The organism is Natronomonas marina (genome assembly GCF_024298905.1).
GTDB classification, from domain to species: domain Archaea; phylum Halobacteriota; class Halobacteria; order Halobacteriales; family Haloarculaceae; genus Natronomonas; species Natronomonas marina.
In genome coordinates this window covers 3,253,315-3,272,294 of record NZ_CP101154.1, presented here as the reverse complement: position 1 = coordinate 3,272,294, position 18,980 = coordinate 3,253,315, and the positions used below count along the sequence as shown (strand labels likewise).

Here is an 18,980-nt window from a genome sequence, read left to right as displayed (position 1 = left end):
TGAAGCCGACACGATGGGAGACAACCCACGCTCGCACGCTCGGCTGGATATTCCACGCTGACACCAACCTTTATGTAAGTAAAGATACTATACTTACATATGGCGAATCGGGTCGTCACTCGGACACTCAAAGCGAGTATCCACAACCACTCGCAAGTCAGTGATGACCTCGATTCGCATGGCTTTGCCGCCAGTAAACTGTGGAACGTCGGCCGGTGGACAATCCAGCGCGTCTGGGACGCTATCGGCCACATTCCAGACACCGACGACCTCTGTTCGTACCTCAAAACACACGAACGGTATGCAGACTTGCACAGCCAATCTAGTCAGCGAGTTCTTCAGGAACTCGGTGAGGCGTTCGTCTCGTGGTACGAACAGGACGACCCGGACGCGAACCCGCCCGGCTACCGCAAACACGGCGACGACCACCCACGCTCGACGGTGACGTGGAAAAATCAGGGCTTCAAACTCGACACCCAGTACAACCGTGTCCGGCTCTCGAAAGGAACGAACCACAAAAAGTCGCGGTACGCCGCTGACTACATCCTCTGTGAATACACGCTCCAGACAGCCGAGCAGACACTCGACGCTGTTGAAAACGTCCAGACGGTGCGGGCTGTCTGGACTGGCGAGCAGTGGGACCTCCACTTCGTCTGCAAGATGCGAGTTGAGACAGCCGATGCTACCGGTGAGAACACGGCAGGAGTTGACCTCGGTATCTGCAATACGGCAGCTGTCTCTGTCGGTGACGAGACACTGCTGTATCCGGGTAACGCCCTGAAAGAGGACGCCCACTACTTCCGCCACGAAGAATACGGCACGGAAGGTGAAAACGGGCCGAGCAACCACGCAGCGTGGGCGCGGCGGAAGAAAGCACGCCGACAAAACCACTTCCTGCACGCCCTCTCCAAAGACATCGTGCAGCAGTGTGCCGACCGTGGCGTAGAGACAATCGCTGTCGGCCATCCGAAGAACATCCGTGACGATGAAGACTGGGGGCGGCACGGGAACAAACGCCTGCACGACTGGGCGTTCGAGACGCTCCTCAGTCACATTGAGTACAAGGCGGAAGAACGTGGCATCGACGTGGAGCGTGTTGACGAAGCAGGGGTGAAAACGTCGAAAACGTGCTGTGAGTGCGGCACTGAAGCCACCTCGAATCGTGTTGAGCGTGGGTTGTACGTCTGCGAGAACTGCGAACTGGTCGCCAATAGCGATTTGAACGCGGCGGAGAACATGCGAGCGACGGTAACTCCGAATCCTTCACAGGATAGGAGTAACGGCTGTTTGGCTCAGCCAGCAGTGCGCTTGTTCGACAAATCCACGGGCAGAGTACGCCCACAAGAACAAGTCGCCTGCAAACCTTAATATCCCAATGCGGGAATCCCACGGCTTCAGCCGTGGGAGGAAGTCAAGTGCCCTCCTACGACGCGGTACTGTTCGACAACGACGGCGTGCTCGTCGAACCGCCGGCGGCGGAGACCCAGCGGGCGGCCATCCGCGAGGCCTTCCGGTCGGTCGGCGTCGCCGACCCCGCCGACCGCCACGTCGACGACCTCACGTCGGGCGTGACCGTCGACGTCCTCGAAGAGATCGGCGCCGCCTACGGGGTCGACCCCGAACGACTGTGGCTGGCGCGCGAACGCCACGACGACCGGTCCCAGCGCGAGGCGTTCAGGGCGGGCAACCGCGAGTGCTACGACGACGTCGAGGCCGTCCTCGACGGCGCGCTCCCCAGCGGCGTCGTGAGCAACAACCACCACACGACAATCGAGTTCCTCCTCGATCACTTCGGGTGGGACGGGACCTTCGACACCTACTACGGCCGCGAGATGTCCGTCGAGAGCCTCGAACGCAAGAAACCGAACACCCACTACGTCGACCGGGCGCTCTCGGACCTCGACGCGGCCTCGGCGCTGTACGTCGGCGACAGCGCGACCGACGTCGTCGCCGCCGACCGCGCCGGACTGGACTCGGCGTTCGTCCGCCGGCCCCACACCCGCGAGGTCGACCTCCCGGTCGACGCGACCCACGAGGTCGAGTCGCTGCACGACGTGGCGGCGCTGCTCGACGGCTGACGGTTCGACGCTCGGGTCGATGCCTCCCCTTCGTCGCTCACCGCCAGCTATCGACGAAGACGATACCACGGAGCGAATCGCGGTCGGGGACCGTATCAACTACCCCGAGAGAGGGTCTGTTCGGTTTCCAGATCGTCGGCCTCCGTGAGGAGCGACACTAGGTCCGCTTCCGTCACCGGCCGTGCGGTCGCCCCCACCCCTGCATCGCGGGCCACACGAACCGCACTGGGAGGGTGAAGGTTCGCGTCCGCCAACAGCGCGTCGTCGTAGAACACCTCTCGGGGCGTCCCACTCCCGACGACGTTGCCGTCGGCCATCACGCAGACACGGTCCGCGATTTCGGCGGCAAATTCGAGGTCGTGCGTCGAGAGGACGACGCTGATACCGTCCTCGTGAATCTCCTCGATTCGCTCGGTGACCAGTTGGGATCGCTCGGGGTCGAGTCCCGCGAGCGGTTCGTCCAGCACGATCACACTCGGGTCGAGCACCAGCACGCCAGCGAGGCCGACGAGGCGTTTCTCGCCACCGCTCAGATAGTGGGGGATTCGGTCGTCGAGGTGGCTCGCGTCGACAGTTGCGAGCGCCTCACGAGCGCGCGTTCTCGCTTCGTCACCGGACACGCCGTAGTTCTGGAGACCGAACATCACGTCATCGAGGACCGTGGGCGCGACGAGTTGCGTATCGGCGTCCTGGAAGACGAACCCGACTTCGGTCCGTGCGTGGGCCTCGTTGTCTTCGGTGATCGGCGTGCCGTCGACGACGAGTTCGCCGTCGTCGGGGACGAGCGTCGCGTTCAGATGTTCGAGGAGCGTCGACTTCCCGGCACCGTTGCCACCGACGAGTGCGACGACCTCGTCGGGGTACACCGAGAGGTCGACGTCGTGCATGCCGACCGTCCCGTCGGGGTAGGTGTGAGCCTCACACTGGAGGTCGACCAGCGGTGAATCGTCTCGACTCACAGCCCCACCCCGTAGACCGCGACCGCTGCGTAGCCGACGACAGCAACGTACGAACCCACCACGATGAATAGTTCGTGGATCGGTGGCCGCGAGACGTCGCCGTACAGCGTGATGTCGCCAGTGTAGCCACGGGCTTCCATCGACTTGACGAGTCGTTCGGACTGCTCGATTGCCGACAGCATCGTCATCCCGAGGATTCTCGCGTACAGCCGTTTGTTCGACCAGAACTCCGAGAAGTTCGCACCCCGGGAGAGTGCGGCTTTCACCAGGTCCTCGAGCGTCTCGATCATGACGAACGTGAACCGGTAGGTGAGCAACGCTATCTGGTCGATGGGCCGCGGGAGTAGTCGTCCGAGCATGTACGCAACGTCGGTGTATTTGGTTGTCATCGACGCCGTCAAGGTGAACGTGACCACCGTGAGTGACCGACAGGTGAGTTCCCCGAAGAGCACGAGACCGGCCCGCGTGACCGAAATCTCGCCGAGTGGCGTCGAGAGCGCGCCGCCCATCGGCGTCCCCGGTTCGAGAAACGCCAGCGGCACGGCGACCGAGACGATGAACAGCATCGGGAGCGTGTACCAGCCGGCCAACCGTCGGAAGGGCAGCCCCGCGAGTCCGTAGACCGCCAGCACGGCTCCGTACAGTCCGGCCAGGAGCGCGAGGCGGTCGAACACCGTGACGGAGAGGACGAGTGCGCCGACGACGCCGACCTTCGTCCAGGGATTGACGCGGTGCAGCGGCCCGTCCCGCTGCTCGGCGAACGACGTGATGAGCCGCGGGTCGGGAACGTGGTTCGAGAGCGTCGTCACGGTTACTGTGCCGGGCGCTCTCCGTCCTCGAAGCCGCCGTAGCGGTCGACGTAGACGTACAGCCCGATACCGATAGCGGCCAGCAGGACGACGAGGCCGAGAAATTCGAGCATCAGCCCGCTCTTGCGGATGGGTCCGGCCACCACGATGCCCCGGCCGAAGTCGACGAGCGAACCGCCTCCCTCCTGCACACCGCGCTGGAGCGCTTTCGCGGAGCGTTTGGCCCACGGCAGTGCGCCGCCGGTTGCGGTGAAGCCCCCGTACCCAGCGGCGAGAAAGGCAGCGAAGAGGGCGGCCAGGCCACCATACTGCTTCCAGCGCTGCATCAGGCGGTCACCCCGGTCGTTTCGTCGCGGCTGTTACGGTCGGTGAGACCGACGAGGTCGGGGCGGACGGACGCGAGGAACTGCACGATGAAGCCCGTCAGGATGCCCTCGATGACGGCGACGCCGAGGTTGAGCCCGACGAGACCAGCGACGGCAATCGTCAGGTCACCGCGCGGCAGCGCGCTCCCGTTGACGCCACTGATGACGATGATCGCTCCCATCAGGAAGGCCCCCGCCGAGAGACCGAGCGTGGCGGCACTCGCGCTTGCGGGGAAGACGTCCCAGTCCATCCCTATCAGCGTCTTGAACGCGTAGTAGGCGACGATAGCTTCGCTCGCGTTGACGAGCGTATTTGCGCCCAGCAGGCCGACCGCACCATGTCCGAGCGCTGCCGAGAAGATATTGACGACCAGTGCAATGAGCGCTCCGAGCAGCGGCCCGGCGAGGATGCCGACGAGACCGGTGAGGTTCATGTGGATACCACCCCACACGGGGATGTTCAGCTGGAAGATCGCGAAGCTCGCGGCCGCACCGATGCCGGCGAGTGCGATCTGGTGTGTCCTGATACCCCCTTTCCGGACTCGGTAGACGACGGCACCGATCAGTCCGACGCCGAGCAGCGTCCAGAGTACCAGTGCCCACAGCGGGAACGAGCCTTCTCCGAGGTGAATGTGTGCCATCTCTGGTTTAACAATTTCTGCTACTATTATAATAAACTTGCCTTACTAGAACGTATAAGATAATAACTACTGGCTTATTCTCGGCAAGAATTAATATAGACTGATCGTGTTCTTGCCGAACCCGCCAGTGACGACGTACTCAGTGCTCGCCACCCTCCGGTTGCATCGTACCGATGGGGACAACCGTGTACTCGACCGAAAGTGACTCGGCCGCGCCTCGAACTATCCCGATAAACCGGAGGAAGTCGCTGTACTCGGCTTCGAGGGCGAACGTCTCGACGCACCCTGCGTTGTCCTCGAGGCAGTTGTGCGAATTCGAGCGAATCGACGCCCCGAACTCGCGGGGGATCTCCCCCATCTGTCCCTCTAGCTTTCAAAGGTCCGTCTTCAACTCGTCGGCGTAGGCGTCGGCCAGTCGCGTCGGCCGCGGCAGTTTGTACTCGCCGCCCGTCGCCGCGACGAACTCGACGGCCGTCGCCGCCGACAGGCGGTGCCCCGGCGAGACGTACAGCGGGTTCACCGTCGTCGAGTTCGGGTACTGGCGGCTCTGGTAGGCGTGGCCGACCACCTCGCCGTCGGGGGCGGTCATCGAGTCGTCGGCCTCGATTGGGACGCGGGCGCCCTCCTTGAGGGCGTCGACCGGCGCCCGGGGCGTCCCACAGAGGAGGTTCTTGGCGACGCCGACGGCCGGGACGTCGAAACAGACGCCGACGTGGGTGGCGAGGCCGGCCTCCCGGAAGTGGATTCGACCGCTGCCGTCGACGACGAGCAGGTCCGGGTCGACGTCGAGGCTCTCCAGGGCCGCCAGAATCGGCTCGCCCTCCCGGAAGGCGAGCAGGCCCGGCACGTACGGAATCGACAGCGGCGTCACCGCGCTGGCGCGGGCGACCACCTCGCCACGCCGGAGGACGACGACGGCGGAGACGGCCCGCTCGCCGTCGAGGAAGGCCTGGTCGACGCCGGCCACGAGCGCGTCGCCCGAGCGAACGTCGTCGGGAGTGACGTCGGCGTCGTCGGCGAAGACCGCGGTCTCGGCGATGTCGTGCTGCATCGTCTCCATCGCCTCGCGGGACAGGGAGCCGTCGGGGCGGAACCGCTCGCGGACGAGGTCCATCAGGGCCGGCGACCGGGGCCGCCCGGGCCGCCGGGACCGCCGCGGCCGGGACCGAGGTTCAACTGCTGTGGGCCGCGGCCGACGCGGCCCTTGATGCGGTTGCCGTACCAGAGGCCGATGAAGAGGCCGACCAGGTGCGCGAAGTGGGCGACGCCGCTGAGGAGGCCGCTGCCGGTGGTGTTAGCCGCCACCATGAAGATGGAGAAGCCCGCAAAGAGGATGGTCAGGGTCCGCACCGACATCGGGATGACGAAGAACAGCAGCACCTTCAGGTCCGGCGCTGTCATCGAGAGGACGCCCATGATGGCCATGATGGCGCCGGAGGCACCGAGGACGCGGGCGGCCTCGCCGGTGAACAGCGCGAGGCCGACCTGGCCGAGGCCGGCGGCGATGCCGCTGACGAGAAAGAGGGCGGCGAACTTCCTCGAGCCGACCTGTCGCTCGACGATGGGGCCGAAGAAGTACAGCGCGATGGCGTTGAACAGCAGGTGCGTGATCCCGCCGTGGGCGAAGATGGAGACGAACCACGTCCAGACGAACTCGGGGTTGGCCGTCGAGAGGGTGAAGATATCGTACCACGCCGGCGAGCCGGGCGGTGCGCCGAACAGCGGCGCGACGAGGAACTGCAGGCCGAAGACGACGACCGAGAGCCCGAGGAACAGGTACGCGAAGTTGCCCCGGAAGTACGCCAGCGGGCCGCCGGGGCCGGTGTCGAGGCCGACCTTCGAGCGGAGGCCGCCCGAGGAGCCGCCGGCGTCGACCGAGTCGTCGAAGCCGCTGTCGAAGACGGCGTCGGGGTCGTTCCACTGCTCCAGGCCGGGACAGCTGTGGTTCTCCGGCAGCCGGTGGGCGCTGCAGTAGGTCCCGCCGCAGCTCCCGCAGTTGTACGGCATGTTGACCTCCTCGCCGCACACGTCGCAGGTCGCCATTACCGTTCCTTGCCGGCCAGCGTGCAAAGTCGTTGGGATGTTCCGCACGACAGATTTTGTGCATTGGTTATATACATTTCGGCCCTTACAGAATATAGTGGAACCGGACCTGTCGGAGAATTGGTGGGTGGGCCAGTGCAAGATTCAGGACGCGAGTCTTGCACTTGTCACCAACCACTGTTCCTAGATTGCTGAGATTTCTTTTGAGCACTTGCCAAGCGATCTGTGTATTGTGCGGAAAGCTCATTGAGCAATGGACATCAAGGAATGCGCCGGTATCACAATCGACGAGTGCGGTGGTTTTCACCGATTCGTGCGTATCACCGATTCGCTTGGCGTAGTTGCGACTGACGACTCGATAGGCCAGACTCGTTGAACCGATCGCCTGTATTTTTCCAGTTTCAAACAGGTCATTAGACGCCCGCAACAGCTTCCGCAGATCAGCATTTCCAGCTCCTGCTTTCGCGTACAAACCGTGATAAAATAAGGAATTCATCCACTGCTAACCCGAGTTTTCTCGTAATATTGGGCATCTCGGATAACACGTCGAGAAGCCGCCGATACGGAAGGTTGAGATACTCGCGGAGTCCGTGAATGGCTCCATTGAATCACTAGATGGCAGCGGGATCGGTCGGTAAATCAAAGGAGTTGAAGCGGGTGAGTGGCAGTTTGGATGAACATCACCACCCGCTTCACCGAGGAAATGGTGTCGCTGGCCAAAAGTTATTGCGACGATCCCGACGAAGCTGCCGCCCCGGAAGGCGGCGGCAGCTTCGCGGAATACGCGATGATTTCCCTCCATGGGCTGCGGATTTTCCTCGACGAAACCTACGAGATGATCATCGACCGATTAGAGGTGATGCCGCCAATTCTGGAGGTCGTCGGCCTTGAGGCCGACGATCTCCCGGACCCATCGACGTTGAATAAGTGGCTTGATAAGATCGTGATGCAGGTTTGGCGAGTGCTGCTGCGCCACTCGGCGCAGCTGCACGACCCGTCGCCACACGTCGCCGTTGACGCAACCTACTACGAGCGGTCACCGGCGAGCAAACACTACTGCGACCGTACTGATTACCGCGTCCAGACGGTCGAAGCGACGAAACTCGTCGATACAGAGACGCAAGCGATCTTAGACGTGCATTGCACGACCACACGAGAAGGAAGTGACGCAGAGGTCTGTGCGCAACTCGCCCGCCGATACGCGGGCGAGTTGCAGACCCTTGCCGCGGACAAAGGCTACGACAGCCAGCCATTGCGTGAGACCCTCCGAGACATGGGAATACGCCCGCTCGTGAAACATCGCGTCTTCGCACCCTACGACCACGCGCACAACGCACGAATCGAGGATGATCTCTACAATCAGCGCTCAATGACAGAGACAGTGAACTCCTCGGTCAAGCGCTCGTACGGCTCCGCCGTCCGAGCGCGTGAATGGTACCGTGAGTTCCGTGAGATCGTCCTGATGTGTCTCGTCTACAACATCAAACAGTACGTGACCCGCTGATTCCAACTCCCTATGGCGATTCAATGGAGCCCCGTGAATCGTTACAATCACCCAGTCGGCATAGCCACCTTCTCCTTTCTTGAGAGGTTCCTCAGTGGTGCTCCCGACAGCTTCTTGATATAACGCGACACATCGGTCGGTGAAGCGAGCCAGTTCGAGGACACATCGAACTGGCTCGCTTCATTTCCTCGAAATCACTCTGTAGAGGCAATATTCCTATCTTTTAAACACGGCCGCCATGGAGTATGTAGATTAGATGCACTCCCCTAAGGCGGTGAACCCACAGAGGACGAAGTGTCGGCAGACCCAAACTATTTTAGCACCTGGAATACAATAATAAATATGGTCTCAAACTTTAAAGTAAATAATATAGAAATAAGGAAAATAGGTACACGATTCTTAGTTTCCGTGTTTGTAACAGCGATTGTTTATTTCGATTTCTTAGGTGGGTCTGTCCAATCGTTTCCTGGGATCGTTGCGATCGTCGTATCTCTTGTAGTCGGAATACTCGGGGCCGTCCTATCGCAGTACGCCAAGTCCTGGGCCAAAAGTCAACAATATGTTGATAACAATGTCCTTTTCTTAGTAGTCATGGTGATATCCGTTTTATTCCTCCTAGTTATATTCCCTCGAGGAATCCCTGAGACCGCAGCGATTGGTTTCATCTTCCTCATCTGGGCGATGTTCTTCTCGGAACTCGTCCTCTCGTCTATTGAGTGACCAGGTCCGAATTATCGGGGCAGAAATCGGGATAATTCAGGTTCGTCACGATCAAGCGGAAGATCTAATATGTGTCACACGGGCAGCACAGGTGCTCATAATCGCCGCCGAGAATATATTCCACGGCGTAACCCGCACAGGCGACACAGGGGGTTTTGTTTCTGGTTGCCGTACAAGTCCCACAGATAGCGATTTCTGCGGCAAATTCCTCCGCAATCTGGTATAAGCACCCGAGGTCCCATGTACCACATGGCGTACATTGATACTTTGGGATTACAAATAGGAAGCAGGCACAATCATAGATATTTTGGGATGTGACATTAGAGGTTTCCACGGACTCGTTAGTCGCCTGTTCTATCAGGGCCTCTTTATTTTGAGCGATGGGCACCACTTCGGAGAAGCTGTTACTGGTGGTAGCGCCGTCGTTTGCTTCGATCGTGGTGACTGAGTGCTCCATTGCTTGAACATCGGCCGCCTCGTAATCAATGCTGTTCTTCTTCGGTAACTCCTGAAGGAGAGAAGATACCGAATGATCTGGTCGTTTCTCAAGCGTGGAGACGTAGCCGTATGGTTGCCGCCCTTCTCGATTTGTCCAGACGAGTCCCGCATCGACACTGGGCACCGGGGTGCTGTAAGGGATATGGATGAACTTCCATTCGGCTTCCTCGTAGATAACACGGCGGGCGGTCGCACGGTCCACATTGAGTTCGAATGAATCATGTGAATGGGACCTAAGTGCTTTATCGAGCCGTTCCTCGATTCTTCCAATGACTTGGGGAACCTCGGGCTGCTCCTGGATTTTGGTGAAGAGCTTCTCGGTTGCCCGATCGCTGAGCCCCTCCGATTCGGTTTTCAGTTCCATTTGCTCGGGGTTGACCTCGGCATGAGACGTTGTTTCCTCTGCCGCAGCCCCCTGGGCCGCAGTAGCACCGAAGACCACGCTTGCGACGATCCCGCCGATGAACGAACGCCGACTGCTGACGATCGGTTCCGGAGCCGATTCCCGGAGGCGGCGGGCTGCGGCCCAGGCCTCCGTACAACCACCCCCATCATCCATGTTTTCCTCTATCCTTCTCGCGACCGCATCTGACCGCTGGTCCTCAGTTTGTTGGCTGTCCGTCTCGTCGATGTCCTGGTTGGGTTCTGACATAACTCCAACTGATTCAACACTGAGTATTGTAATAAAATTAACCCATAACATAAATAAAGTATTCATTAATAACAATCAATTAGATTATAGTCAGCGGGTAGCTCAGGATTACTTATTTATCGTGACCGTCATGGTCGGCGTCGCCGACCAAGCAGTCCTGACCGACACCCAAACTCCGATGCAAGTCGCCGCCAGTACGGCATTCCCGCGCTCGGGGTCATCGCTGTCGTTATTGCGGCGCTCCTCGCACTGATTAGCACCGCCAACGCGGGCATTCTCTCCTCGTCGCGGTACCCATTTGCGATGAGTCGGGACAGGCCCGCCCCGACATCTTCGAGAACCTCAGCGATCGGTTCGAGACACCGGTCAACGCGGTCACGATTACCGGCGGGGGGCTTTGTTTAGAGGTCTAGAATCATAGAGTTCAGGTGGTGAGTGAGAGCTTTAGGTTTCTGATAGCTGCCTTTAGAAGCGTTGGAGACTCAAGACCAGCAGTAAGTGGCGGTATTTCACCGGAGTTTACGCGATTCACGCCCGCCGTGAACGGCGGGATTCTCTCGCTGAATCAAGATAGTCACTCAGCACGCGTATCTGAACACCGCCTTTCACACCGGGGCGTCTGTTGGCCGCCCTGCCCCGGTCCTTATTTGCCGCTCGACGCCCTACGGACCCGCGTGCAGGAGTACGAGCGAAAACAGCTCCTCGAGCGCATCGGCCGCGAGAGCGCGACGCTCGGCGTCGACATCCCCGAGCGCATCGACGTCCAGGGGACGGAGGCCGACCTCCAGGCGTTCGTCTTCGAGATCAAGCGCCGCGACACGGTGCCGCCCGGCGAGCGCGAGCGGGTCGAGGAGGCGAAGCGGAACCTCCGGCGCGAGCGGCTCGAACGGAAGGAGCGCATCGAGGCCGGCGAGATCCCCTTCGAGGCGGGCGAACGGGAGGCCGACGCCATCATCGGCATCGACCGGGCGCTGGAGGCCCTCGAGAACCTCGGCCGCGAGTCCGTCGAGGCCGAGGCGGAGCGCCAGGAGGCCGCCGACAAGAAGCGCTGGATGAACTTCCTCAAGCAGGCGCTGGGTCACGACGACGACGGCCCGCAGGTGAGGGGGCCGTGAGCCGCAACGCCGAGGTCGCCGCCCGCCTCGAGGAGATGGCCGACCACCTCGAGGCCCGCGACGTCGACTACAAGCCCAACAGCTACCGCCGGGCGGCCGACAGCATCCGCGCCCACACCGTCGCCGTCGAGACGCTCTACGAGGAGGGCGGCGAGGACGCGCTGCAGGAAATCGAGGACGTCGGCGACGCCATCGCCGCGAAGACCGCCGAGTACCTCGAAACCGGCTCCATCGGCGAACTCGAGGACCTCCGCGAGGAACTGCCCGTCGACATGGACGCGCTGACGGCCGTCGAGGGCGTCGGTCCCAAGACCGTCGCCGCGCTGTACGAGGCGCTCGGTGTCACCGACATCGACGACCTGGAGGCCGCCGCCGAGGCCGGCGACATCCGGGAGGTCAGCGGGTTCGGCGCCAAGACCGAGTCGAACATCCTCGAGAACATCCCCTTCGCCCGCGAGTCGCGCAAGCGGAGCCTGCTCGGGGAGGCCAGACCGGTCGCCGACCGCGTGCTGGCGTTCCTCGCGTCGGTCGACGCCGTCGAGCGCGCCGACGTCGCCGGCTCCATCCGGCGGTGGCGCCCCACCATCGGCGACGTGGACGTCCTGGCGGCCAGCGCCGACCCCGAGGCGGTCGTCGACGCCTTCGAGGCGTGGGAGGCCGCCGACGACGTCATCGAGGCCGGCACCAACAAGGCCAGCGTCCGCGCCGAGGACCTCCGGGTCGACCTCCGGGTCGTCGTCCCCGCGGAGTTCGGCGCCGCCCTCCAGTACTTCACCGGCAGCAAGGACCACAACGTCGCCGTCCGGAACCGGGCCATCGAGCGCGGCCTGAAGGTCAACGAGTACGGCGTCTTCGACGTCTCCGAACTGGAGACGGGCGACGACGGCGCCGACGCCGGAGAATCGGACCAGCGCGCCGGCGAGCGCGTCGCCGGCGAGACCGAGGAGGGCGTCTACGAGGCCCTCGGCATGGCGTGGATGCCCCCGGAACTGCGGGAGAACCGCGGGGAGGTCGGGGCGGCCGCAAACGACGACCTCCCCGACCTGCTCACGACGGCCGACGTTGGCGGTGATCTCCACTGTCACACCGAGTGGTCCGACGGCGACCCGACCGTCGCCGAGATGGTGGCGGGCGCCGCCGAGTTCGGTCACGACTACGTCGCCATCACGGACCACGCCACCGGCCCCGGCATGGTGGGCGGCGTCGGCCTGAGCGACGCGGACCTCCGCGAGCAACTCGAGGCGGTCCGGGCCGTCGACGAGGAGACCGACGTCGACGTCTTCGCCGGCGTCGAGGCCAACGTCGGCGCCGACGGCTCGGTCTCCGTCGGCGACGACGTGCTGGCGGCCCTCGACCTGGTCGTCGCCTCGCCGCACAGCGACCTCGACGGCGACGGCACCGACCGCCTCCTCGCGGCCATCGAACACCCCGAGGTCGACGTCGTCGGCCATCCGACCGGCCGAATGCTGAACCAGCGGCCGGGCATCGACCTCGACGTCGAGCAGGTCGCGGCGGCGGCCGCCGACCACGGCGTCGCCCTCGAGATAAACGCCAACCCCCACCGGCTGGACCTCCGTTCCAGTCACGCGAAGGTCGCCGTCGAGGCCGGCGCGACGATCAGCGTCAACACCGACGCCCACCGCCCTGCCGAGTACGAGTACATGCGGTACGGCGTCCACACCGCCCGCCGGGGGTGGTGTGAACCGGGCGACATCCTCAACTGCCGGGACGCGGACGGCGTCCGCGAGTTCCTCGGACTGTGACCCGTCGGTTTCCGGTGCGACGTAACCGCCGTCGCACTGCCTGCCGGATTGGAAGGGCGAACGCAGCACGCGAGAACTTCCCGACTCCGGAGGTGACGGCGTCGGCGTGACGAACTGGCGGGCTGTATCTTCGACGTCCCCTCTGGAATCAGGGCGGTAGGTGTCGGTCGTACACGTTCCGCCGATGGCCGACCGCCTCGACTACGAGGACGTCCTCCTCGCGGTCCCAGGTGATTATTGCCCGATAGTCGCCGGCGCGTAATTTGTAGTAGGGATACCCCGAGAGGCGTTCCAAGCGGTGTTCGGTCCACTCGGTCGCCTCGTCGACCTTGTTCAGCACCCGGTCGGCGACGTGGTTCTCCAGGCTCTCAAGGTGCTCGAGGGCCTGTTCGGTGTATTCGACATCCGTCATTCCTCGGCGTCGTCGTCGAGGCCGAGCCGTTCGCGGGCCTCGGCGGCCGACACCGTCTCGCCCCGCTCCCGCTGCTCCCGGCTCTCCGCGAGGTCGTCGAGAATCCCGTCGGACAGTTCGGGCGACGGATTCAACCAGTCACGGAGGGCGTCGCGGATCGCTTCCGACCGCGAGGCGTATCCGCGCCGGCCGTACTCCTCGTCGATAGCCTCGAGGACGGCGGCCGGAACGCGGACGTCGATCTTTTCCATCCGGTCCCCGTCGCCGGCGCCGTCGGTGTCCGTGCTCATATCGTGTGCGACGTGTGTCGCACAGATAAGTTCTCGGGCGTACGGTACCCGTCTCTCGGTTCTCTTGGTCGTCAGTGTCCCTTTCGAGCGACGGATACCGGCCGTCTCGAAGGCGTCCTCGAGGGAGTCCCCCCCGACCTCGCCCTGCAACTCTTCCGATGGGTCTGCGGTGCCGTGTTCGAAGCGGTCGCACCCGGAGCGGCGACCCCCGACTACGCCCCCGCGCCGGCCGAGACGGACTGCTGGCGCTGTCGGGACTGCGGACGCGTCTTCTGGAAGGGAAGCCACTACGAGCGGATGGTGGCGAAAATCGAGTCGGTGACGTAGGCGGCCGGCACCGCCCGTTCAGCGGTTTCGAGGCGGAGCCTCCGGCCTCAAGGAGCGAGGACTTCCGACGCCAGTCGGAAGGACGACGCGAGTAGGCCGGGGAGGACAGCGAGGCGCGGAGCGCCTCGGGCCGTGCGAGCGGGCAGAGCCCGCGCGCAGAAGCCGACACTCCGTGACACAAATGACGGGACTGTGGCTGTCTGACTCCCGAATTTTAAGTACCGTCGGAACAACATCTGAAGTATGGAGGTCAGGCGTACCGCGCCGGTCAAACTCGTTGTTCCCGATGAGTACCACGATGACCTCCACGAAACGGCCGATCAATTCCTGTACTGCGCGAACGAGGCGAGTGACTACTGCTGGGACAACACCAACTACGAAAATTGCATCACCTCGAACGTGACAGCCAGAGATGCGTTGTACGACCGACTCCGCGAGGAAACCGACCTTACGGCAAACCTCGTCCAGGAAGCCATTCGGCGTGCTGTCCACGCCGTCGATAGCGGCGTTGACCGCTGGAAGAAAGGCAAACGGACGAACAAGCCAGCGTTCACCTCGTGGAGCATGGTCTACGACAAGCGCAGTGCCACATTTTATCGGAACAAAATCTCACTCTCCACAGTGAACGGACGCATCGAGTGTGGCTTCGAGTTGCCAGCAGACAGTCCAACACCATACGAGGAGTACGTCCTTTCGGACGACTACGAGTTTCGGACGAGTACACTCCAGTACGAGCAAGCCACCGACGAGTTCTACTTCCACGTCAAAACACGGAAAGTAGACACAGACGGTAACGCTGTTGAAATCGAGGGTTCGGACGATACCGAGCACCAAACAGTCCTCGGGATCGACCTCGGCGTGAACAGCCTTGCCGTCAGTAGTACGGGCACGTTCTGGAGTGGTGACGAGTACGACCACTGGTGTCGAGAGTTCGAGAAGCGTCGGGTGGAGATGCAACAACGCGGGACACAAGCTGCTCACAACGCCTTGCTGCGGCTTGGAAAGCGAGAGCGAGCATGGCGGAAACAGTACATCCACACGGTCGCCAACGAGATCGTTGACGAAGCGAACGACCAGAACTGCGACGTAATCGTCTTTGAGGATTTAACCGATATACGGGAGCGACTGCCACACGCTGACTGGCATCATGTGTGGGCGTTCCGCCGTCTTGTCGAGTACGTTGAGTACAAAGCGCCAGAAAGCGGTGTTGCGGTTGAACAGGTCGAACCAGATCACACGAGCCAGCGGTGTTCACACACCGACTGTGGGTTTACCCACGAAGACAACCGCGACGGCGAGCAGTTCAAATGTCTGAAATGCGGGTACGAGATCAACGCTGACTACAACGGCGCGAAAAACGTCGGGCTACGGTACATGCGGAAACGAAAGCACAGCCTGCGTTCCTCGCCCACGTCGGGGGGCGCAGACGCACCAGTAGACGTGCGTGTAAATGGTGGGATGTTGAACGGCGACGGCTATCGGCCACCCGCCGACAGCTGATCGCCGGGAGTCCACATCAAAGCCCCACCCTCAACGAGCGAACCGCCTATGCGGTGAGCGAAGTAGGGTGGGGTAGTTTACATCGGTCAGTTGGGCGGGCGCATTTATGCGTGTAGGCTGTGTAATATCTCCGGTATGCCTGAAGAAGTCCTGTTCAAATCAGAGAGCGACCAGAGTCGAGAAGAGATTGCATCGTACCTCCGGAAAGTTGCGGACAATCTCGACAGCGGTAACGCTATCAGCCTGAAAGCAGGCTCCGAGTCTGTAACGCTGAATCCCCCTGCCCGACCGACCTTCGAGGTCAAAGCCGAACGCGAAGGCCCAGCTGACAATATGACTGAATGGCTCCATTGAATCACTAGATGGCAGCGGGATCGGTCGGTAAATCAAAGGAGTTGAAGCGGGTGAGTGGCAGTTTGGATGAACATCACCACCCGCTTCACCGAGGAAATGGTGTCGCTGGCCAAAAGTTATTGCGACGATCCCGACGAAGCTGCCGCCCCGGAAGGCGGCGGCAGCTTCGCGGAATACGCGATGATTTCCCTCCATGGGCTGCGGATTTTCCTCGACGAAACCTACGAGATGATCATCGACCGATTAGAGGTGATGCCGCCAATTCTGGAGGTCGTCGGCCTTGAGGCCGACGATCTCCCGGACCCATCGACGTTGAATAAGTGGCTTGATAAGATCGTGATGCAGGTTTGGCGAGTGCTGCTGCGCCACTCGGCGCAGCTGCACGACCCGTCGCCACACGTCGCCGTTGACGCAACCTACTACGAGCGGTCACCGGCGAGCAAACACTACTGCGACCGTACTGATTACCGCGTCCAGACGGTCGTCGAAGCGACGAAACTCGTCGATACAGAGACGCAAGCGATCTTAGACGTGCATTGCACGACCACACGAGAAGGAAGTGACGCAGAGGTCTGTGCGCAACTCGCCCGCCGATACGCGGGCGAGTTGCAGACCCTTGCCGCGGACAAAGGCTACGACAGCCAGCCATTGCGTGAGACCCTCCGAGACATGGGAATACGCCCGCTCGTGAAACATCGCGTCTTCGCACCCTACGACCACGCGCACAACGCACGAATCGAGGATGATCTCTACAATCAGCGCTCAATGACAGAGACAGTGAACTCCTCGGTCAAGCGCTCGTACGGCTCCGCCGTCCGAGCGCGTGAATGGTACCGTGAGTTCCGTGAGATCGTCCTGATGTGTCTCGTCTACAACATCAAACAGTACGTGACCCGCTGATTCCAACTCCCTATGGCGATTCAATGGAGCCGACTGAATTGAGTGTTGAGTTTGAACTCGAATGGGACGAGAACGCCGGTGAGGAGAGCAGCGGAAATGGCCAGTTAGAAATTGAGTAGTCACTCCGCACGTTCACCGAACGGGTAATTCACCCACCGAGCCACCAGCCGTAGAGTTGTTCCTGCTCGTCAGTGTCGGGATGCTTCTTCGACTGGCCGTAGGTCTTCCCCTTGAGAAGTTGGCGTTCGACAGCGTTCGCTGCGAGACGAAGGGCGTGGGAGGCACCGTACCCCTCCCCATCGGCAGTGAAGTAGCCACGATCGGTTACCAGCCGGATCCGTGCGAGCACCAGCGGCACGCCCCGGCTCTGTTCCTTGTGCTCCTGCAGTTCGATGCTGGCCTTGATCACGCTCATCTCACCGTATTTCGAGGCCATGCTCTCGATCAACGCCGAGACGTCGTCGTAGTCCATCCCCTCGAGCAGGTCGAGCCCGAACACCTGCACGGCGTTCCGGTCGTCGCGCTCCCAGGTGAGTGCCTCGATGACGTCCGTTTTCGTGACGATACCGACCGGCTCGTCGGTGTCATCGGCCGTGACGACGAGCGATGAAATCTCCCGGTCGAACATCGTCTCGACAACCTCGTCGAGCGGTGTGCTCCGCTCGACAGTCGCGACCGCATCGGACATCAAGTTCCGTACCGGCAGGTCAAGCATCCGGTCGGCATCGCCCTCGCGCGCGCCGAACCCACCACGGTTCTGCCCCCCACCACGGCTACCAAAGCCATTCGACGACCCGCCCTGGCTCTTGCTGCCGCCCCGCGTCGTGAACTCGATAACGTCGTACAGGCTCACCATCCCCACGAGGTCGTCCTCGTCGACGACCGGGAGATGGGCAATTCCGGCTTCCCGAAACAGATTGAGCGCTTTCCCGATGGTTGTTTCAGGGGTCGCACTGATCAGCTCTGTCGTGTAGGCGTCATCAACGGTCGCTGCGTCGAGAAACGGACGCACAGCTTCGAGGACGGCATCGCCGGTCACGACACCGACGACACGGCCATCATTGAGCACGGGGAGCGTCTTGGCGTCGCTCCCGATCATGAGTCGCGCGACCTCGCGGACGTCCTCGGTGCGGTCAACCGTCGGGACGTGCTGTACCTGTGAACCGACTTTCGCAGACGGTTGGTTGGACGAGGACGCCAGCTGTCGGCGACTGACGACGCCGCGATACTCGTCGCCGTCCGTGACGACGACAGCATCGAGTTCCTGATTCTCGAATGCCCCAGAGACCTTCGAGAGCGGGGTTCCGATGTCGAACTCGGTGAATTTCGGTGAGAGGATTTCGGAAATATCCATGGTAACTCTCTAGTGTGAGGGGCGCAGGCCGGTTATGCCTGTCCCACCACTGATTGTAGAGGGAGGGAAGTGTGAAATGATGGCTATATGATATATTATACGAAACCAAGGAGAATACCTGCGGCTTTAGCCGCAGGATGAATCCGACAACTCGGAATCAAACCACGTCCGACGCCCCGGTTCGAGTTTCCAATCCGCTCTTTGAAGTACCGGGAACCACTATACGGTAGTAAGGTCAGGTCGGAACGGAGCGGATTCCGAACGGCCTTCGGAGGCGGCCAGCCCGCCACTCAATGAGAGAGTATCCGAAACGCCGACGCGGTGAACACGAATCCTAGAAGGGTTCGCCGTGTGCCCGTCGGCCTGAGCAAGCTCAACGATAACTCCGACTCCATCGACGTGTCAGTGACTCCCTGCTGGCAAAAACAACAGATGGGAGCCACTGGCGCTGAGGATAGGAGTAACAGCCGCTTGGCACGGCTAGACAGCCACCGACCACGACGACTGGGTTAGACGGGCTCCCGTAAAGTGGCGGCGTCCGTGGTTGCAAACCTGAAACTCCCACCGCTCGGGATTCCTCCGCGTTCACGCGGAGGAGGATGTCAAATTGTGTCGGCCGTATGCATTGAGACCATTAGTCTCACTACTGCCTAGTAAATACGATGAATCGGCCTTGTTGAAACCCTCACTTGGTGA

Annotated in this window: 20 protein-coding genes and 3 pseudogenes; 11 read left to right on the top strand and 12 right to left on the bottom strand. The window is 61.7% G+C overall.

What is annotated here, in order from left to right:
* The first annotated feature begins 99 nt into the window (after positions 1–99).
* Both NLF94_RS17160 and NLF94_RS17155 read left to right on the top strand, forming a co-directional pair.
* A complete protein-coding gene (locus NLF94_RS17160) occupies positions 100–1,368 on the top strand; it encodes an RNA-guided endonuclease InsQ/TnpB family protein (RefSeq protein ID WP_254838854.1) in 1,269 nt (422 codons plus the stop codon).
* Positions 1,369–1,415: 47 nt separating this feature from the next.
* Positions 1,416–2,078: an HAD family hydrolase gene (locus NLF94_RS17155; RefSeq protein ID WP_254838853.1), complete on the top strand. Its 663-nt coding sequence runs from the start codon at positions 1,416–1,418 to the stop codon at positions 2,076–2,078.
* Between the two features lie 95 nt (positions 2,079–2,173).
* On the opposite strand, the gene NLF94_RS17150 is transcribed toward NLF94_RS17155, so the two are convergent.
* The 7 genes from NLF94_RS17150 to NLF94_RS17120 all read right to left on the bottom strand — a co-directional run bounded on the left by NLF94_RS17150 (position 2,174) and on the right by NLF94_RS17120 (position 6,895).
* The gene (locus NLF94_RS17150; RefSeq protein ID WP_350355886.1) at positions 2,174–2,965 is read right to left on the bottom strand and encodes an energy-coupling factor ABC transporter ATP-binding protein; all 792 of its coding nucleotides are present in this window, start codon (positions 2,963–2,965) and stop codon (positions 2,174–2,176) included.
* 68 nt (positions 2,966–3,033) lie between these two features.
* Positions 3,034–3,846, bottom strand: coding sequence for an energy-coupling factor transporter transmembrane component T family protein (locus NLF94_RS17145; protein WP_254838851.1), 813 nt, complete (start codon positions 3,844–3,846; stop codon positions 3,034–3,036).
* Positions 3,847–3,848: 2 nt separating this feature from the next.
* Entirely contained in the window at positions 3,849–4,172 is a 324-nt protein-coding gene (locus tag NLF94_RS17140) for a cobalamin transport operon protein (RefSeq protein ID WP_254838850.1), read from the bottom strand.
* Positions 4,172–4,852: an energy-coupling factor ABC transporter permease gene (locus tag NLF94_RS17135; protein WP_254838849.1), complete on the bottom strand. Its 681-nt coding sequence runs from the start codon at positions 4,850–4,852 to the stop codon at positions 4,172–4,174. The genes NLF94_RS17140 and NLF94_RS17135 overlap by 1 nt, the downstream gene beginning before the upstream one ends.
* 139 nt (positions 4,853–4,991) lie before the next feature.
* Positions 4,992–5,210 (bottom strand): hypothetical protein, encoded by a 219-nt coding sequence (locus tag NLF94_RS17130; RefSeq protein ID WP_254838848.1) that lies wholly within the window; start codon positions 5,208–5,210, stop codon positions 4,992–4,994.
* Between the two features lie 15 nt (positions 5,211–5,225).
* The gene (locus tag NLF94_RS17125) at positions 5,226–5,966 is read right to left on the bottom strand and encodes an endonuclease V (protein ID WP_254838847.1); all 741 of its coding nucleotides are present in this window, start codon (positions 5,964–5,966) and stop codon (positions 5,226–5,228) included.
* Positions 5,966–6,895, bottom strand: coding sequence for a rhomboid family intramembrane serine protease (locus tag NLF94_RS17120; RefSeq protein ID WP_254838846.1), 930 nt, complete (start codon positions 6,893–6,895; stop codon positions 5,966–5,968). Before NLF94_RS17120 ends, NLF94_RS17125 begins: the two co-directional genes overlap by 1 nt.
* Positions 6,896–7,568: 673 nt before the next feature.
* On the opposite strand from NLF94_RS17120, the gene NLF94_RS17115 reads away from it, so the two are divergent.
* Complete coding sequence (locus tag NLF94_RS17115) at positions 7,569–8,399, top strand: IS5 family transposase (RefSeq protein ID WP_254838845.1); 831 nt, start codon at positions 7,569–7,571, stop codon at positions 8,397–8,399.
* 33 nt (positions 8,400–8,432) lie between these two features.
* Here NLF94_RS17115 and NLF94_RS17110 read toward each other — a convergent pair.
* Positions 8,433–8,552, bottom strand: a pseudogene (locus NLF94_RS17110) (IS5/IS1182 family transposase); the annotation flags it as partial.
* A 189-nt stretch (positions 8,553–8,741) separates the two neighbouring features.
* Here NLF94_RS17110 and NLF94_RS17105 point away from each other — a divergent pair.
* Complete coding sequence (locus NLF94_RS17105; protein WP_254838844.1) at positions 8,742–9,119, top strand: hypothetical protein; 378 nt, start codon at positions 8,742–8,744, stop codon at positions 9,117–9,119.
* A 64-nt stretch (positions 9,120–9,183) separates the two neighbouring features.
* On the opposite strand, the gene NLF94_RS17100 is transcribed toward NLF94_RS17105, so the two are convergent.
* Positions 9,184–10,269 carry a hypothetical protein gene (locus NLF94_RS17100; protein WP_254838843.1) on the bottom strand — a complete coding sequence of 362 codons (1,086 nt, stop codon included), beginning with the start codon at positions 10,267–10,269 and terminating at the stop codon, positions 9,184–9,186.
* A gap of 674 nt (positions 10,270–10,943) precedes the next feature.
* On the opposite strand from NLF94_RS17100, the gene NLF94_RS17095 reads away from it, so the two are divergent.
* Both NLF94_RS17095 and polX read left to right on the top strand, forming a co-directional pair.
* Positions 10,944–11,384, top strand: a complete 441-nt coding sequence (locus NLF94_RS17095; RefSeq protein WP_254838842.1) for a DUF5788 family protein — start codon at positions 10,944–10,946, stop codon at positions 11,382–11,384.
* Positions 11,381–13,147, top strand: a complete 1,767-nt coding sequence (polX, locus tag NLF94_RS17090) for a DNA polymerase/3'-5' exonuclease PolX (protein WP_254838841.1) — start codon at positions 11,381–11,383, stop codon at positions 13,145–13,147. The genes NLF94_RS17095 and polX overlap by 4 nt, the downstream gene beginning before the upstream one ends.
* A gap of 148 nt (positions 13,148–13,295) precedes the next feature.
* Here the strand turns inward: polX and NLF94_RS17085 are convergent, their stop codons facing one another.
* Positions 13,296–13,559: a type II toxin-antitoxin system RelE family toxin gene (locus tag NLF94_RS17085; RefSeq protein ID WP_254838840.1), complete on the bottom strand. Its 264-nt coding sequence runs from the start codon at positions 13,557–13,559 to the stop codon at positions 13,296–13,298.
* On the bottom strand, positions 13,556–13,849 hold the full coding sequence (locus NLF94_RS17080; RefSeq protein WP_254838839.1) for a ribbon-helix-helix protein, CopG family: 294 nt from the start codon (positions 13,847–13,849) through the stop codon (positions 13,556–13,558). The genes NLF94_RS17085 and NLF94_RS17080 overlap by 4 nt, the downstream gene beginning before the upstream one ends.
* A 174-nt stretch (positions 13,850–14,023) precedes the next feature.
* Between NLF94_RS17080 and NLF94_RS17075 the strand changes: the two genes are divergently transcribed.
* The 5 genes and pseudogenes from NLF94_RS17075 to NLF94_RS21020 all read left to right on the top strand — a co-directional run.
* Positions 14,024–14,176 (top strand): Mut7-C RNAse domain-containing protein, encoded by a 153-nt coding sequence (locus NLF94_RS17075; RefSeq protein ID WP_254838838.1) that lies wholly within the window; start codon positions 14,024–14,026, stop codon positions 14,174–14,176.
* Positions 14,177–14,419: 243 nt separating this feature from the next.
* Complete coding sequence (locus NLF94_RS17070; RefSeq protein ID WP_254838837.1) at positions 14,420–15,676, top strand: RNA-guided endonuclease InsQ/TnpB family protein; 1,257 nt, start codon at positions 14,420–14,422, stop codon at positions 15,674–15,676.
* A gap of 135 nt (positions 15,677–15,811) precedes the next feature.
* A pseudogene (locus NLF94_RS17065) lies at positions 15,812–16,018 on the top strand (amphi-Trp domain-containing protein); the annotation flags it as partial.
* Between the two features lie 78 nt (positions 16,019–16,096).
* Positions 16,097–16,930 (top strand): IS5 family transposase, encoded by an 834-nt coding sequence (locus NLF94_RS17060; protein WP_254838836.1) that lies wholly within the window; start codon positions 16,097–16,099, stop codon positions 16,928–16,930.
* 29 nt (positions 16,931–16,959) lie between these two features.
* Positions 16,960–17,049 (top strand): annotated as a pseudogene (locus tag NLF94_RS21020) (amphi-Trp domain-containing protein); the annotation flags it as partial.
* 29 nt (positions 17,050–17,078) lie between these two features.
* Here NLF94_RS21020 and NLF94_RS17055 read toward each other — a convergent pair.
* The gene (locus tag NLF94_RS17055) at positions 17,079–18,284 is read right to left on the bottom strand and encodes a CBS domain-containing protein (protein WP_254838835.1); all 1,206 of its coding nucleotides are present in this window, start codon (positions 18,282–18,284) and stop codon (positions 17,079–17,081) included.
* Positions 18,285–18,980 lie beyond the last annotated feature (696 nt).

What these genes read in the sequence shown, in the direction of transcription:
- NLF94_RS17160 (WP_254838854.1), top strand. Translation starts at nt 100, where the DNA reads ATGGCGAATCGGGTCGTCACTCGGACACTCAAAGCGAGTATCCACAAC.
- NLF94_RS17150 (WP_350355886.1), bottom strand. Translation starts at nt 2,965, where the DNA reads ATGCACGACGTCGACCTCTCGGTGTACCCCGACGAGGTCGTCGCACTC.
- NLF94_RS17140 (WP_254838850.1), bottom strand. Translation starts at nt 4,172, where the DNA reads ATGCAGCGCTGGAAGCAGTATGGTGGCCTGGCCGCCCTCTTCGCTGCC.
- NLF94_RS17135 (WP_254838849.1), bottom strand. Translation starts at nt 4,852, where the DNA reads ATGGCACACATTCACCTCGGAGAAGGCTCGTTCCCGCTGTGGGCACTG.
- NLF94_RS17130 (WP_254838848.1), bottom strand. Translation starts at nt 5,210, where the DNA reads ATGGGGGAGATCCCCCGCGAGTTCGGGGCGTCGATTCGCTCGAATTCG.
- NLF94_RS17125 (WP_254838847.1), bottom strand. Translation starts at nt 5,966, where the DNA reads ATGGACCTCGTCCGCGAGCGGTTCCGCCCCGACGGCTCCCTGTCCCGC.
- NLF94_RS17120 (WP_254838846.1), bottom strand. Translation starts at nt 6,895, where the DNA reads ATGGCGACCTGCGACGTGTGCGGCGAGGAGGTCAACATGCCGTACAAC.
- NLF94_RS17115 (WP_254838845.1), top strand. Translation starts at nt 7,569, where the DNA reads ATGAACATCACCACCCGCTTCACCGAGGAAATGGTGTCGCTGGCCAAA.
- NLF94_RS17105 (WP_254838844.1), top strand. Translation starts at nt 8,742, where the DNA reads ATGGTCTCAAACTTTAAAGTAAATAATATAGAAATAAGGAAAATAGGT.
- NLF94_RS17100 (WP_254838843.1), bottom strand. Translation starts at nt 10,269, where the DNA reads ATGTCAGAACCCAACCAGGACATCGACGAGACGGACAGCCAACAAACT.
- NLF94_RS17085 (WP_254838840.1), bottom strand. Translation starts at nt 13,559, where the DNA reads ATGACGGATGTCGAATACACCGAACAGGCCCTCGAGCACCTTGAGAGC.
- NLF94_RS17080 (WP_254838839.1), bottom strand. Translation starts at nt 13,849, where the DNA reads ATGAGCACGGACACCGACGGCGCCGGCGACGGGGACCGGATGGAAAAG.
- NLF94_RS17070 (WP_254838837.1), top strand. Translation starts at nt 14,420, where the DNA reads ATGGAGGTCAGGCGTACCGCGCCGGTCAAACTCGTTGTTCCCGATGAG.
- NLF94_RS17060 (WP_254838836.1), top strand. Translation starts at nt 16,097, where the DNA reads ATGAACATCACCACCCGCTTCACCGAGGAAATGGTGTCGCTGGCCAAA.
- NLF94_RS17055 (WP_254838835.1), bottom strand. Translation starts at nt 18,284, where the DNA reads ATGGATATTTCCGAAATCCTCTCACCGAAATTCACCGAGTTCGACATC.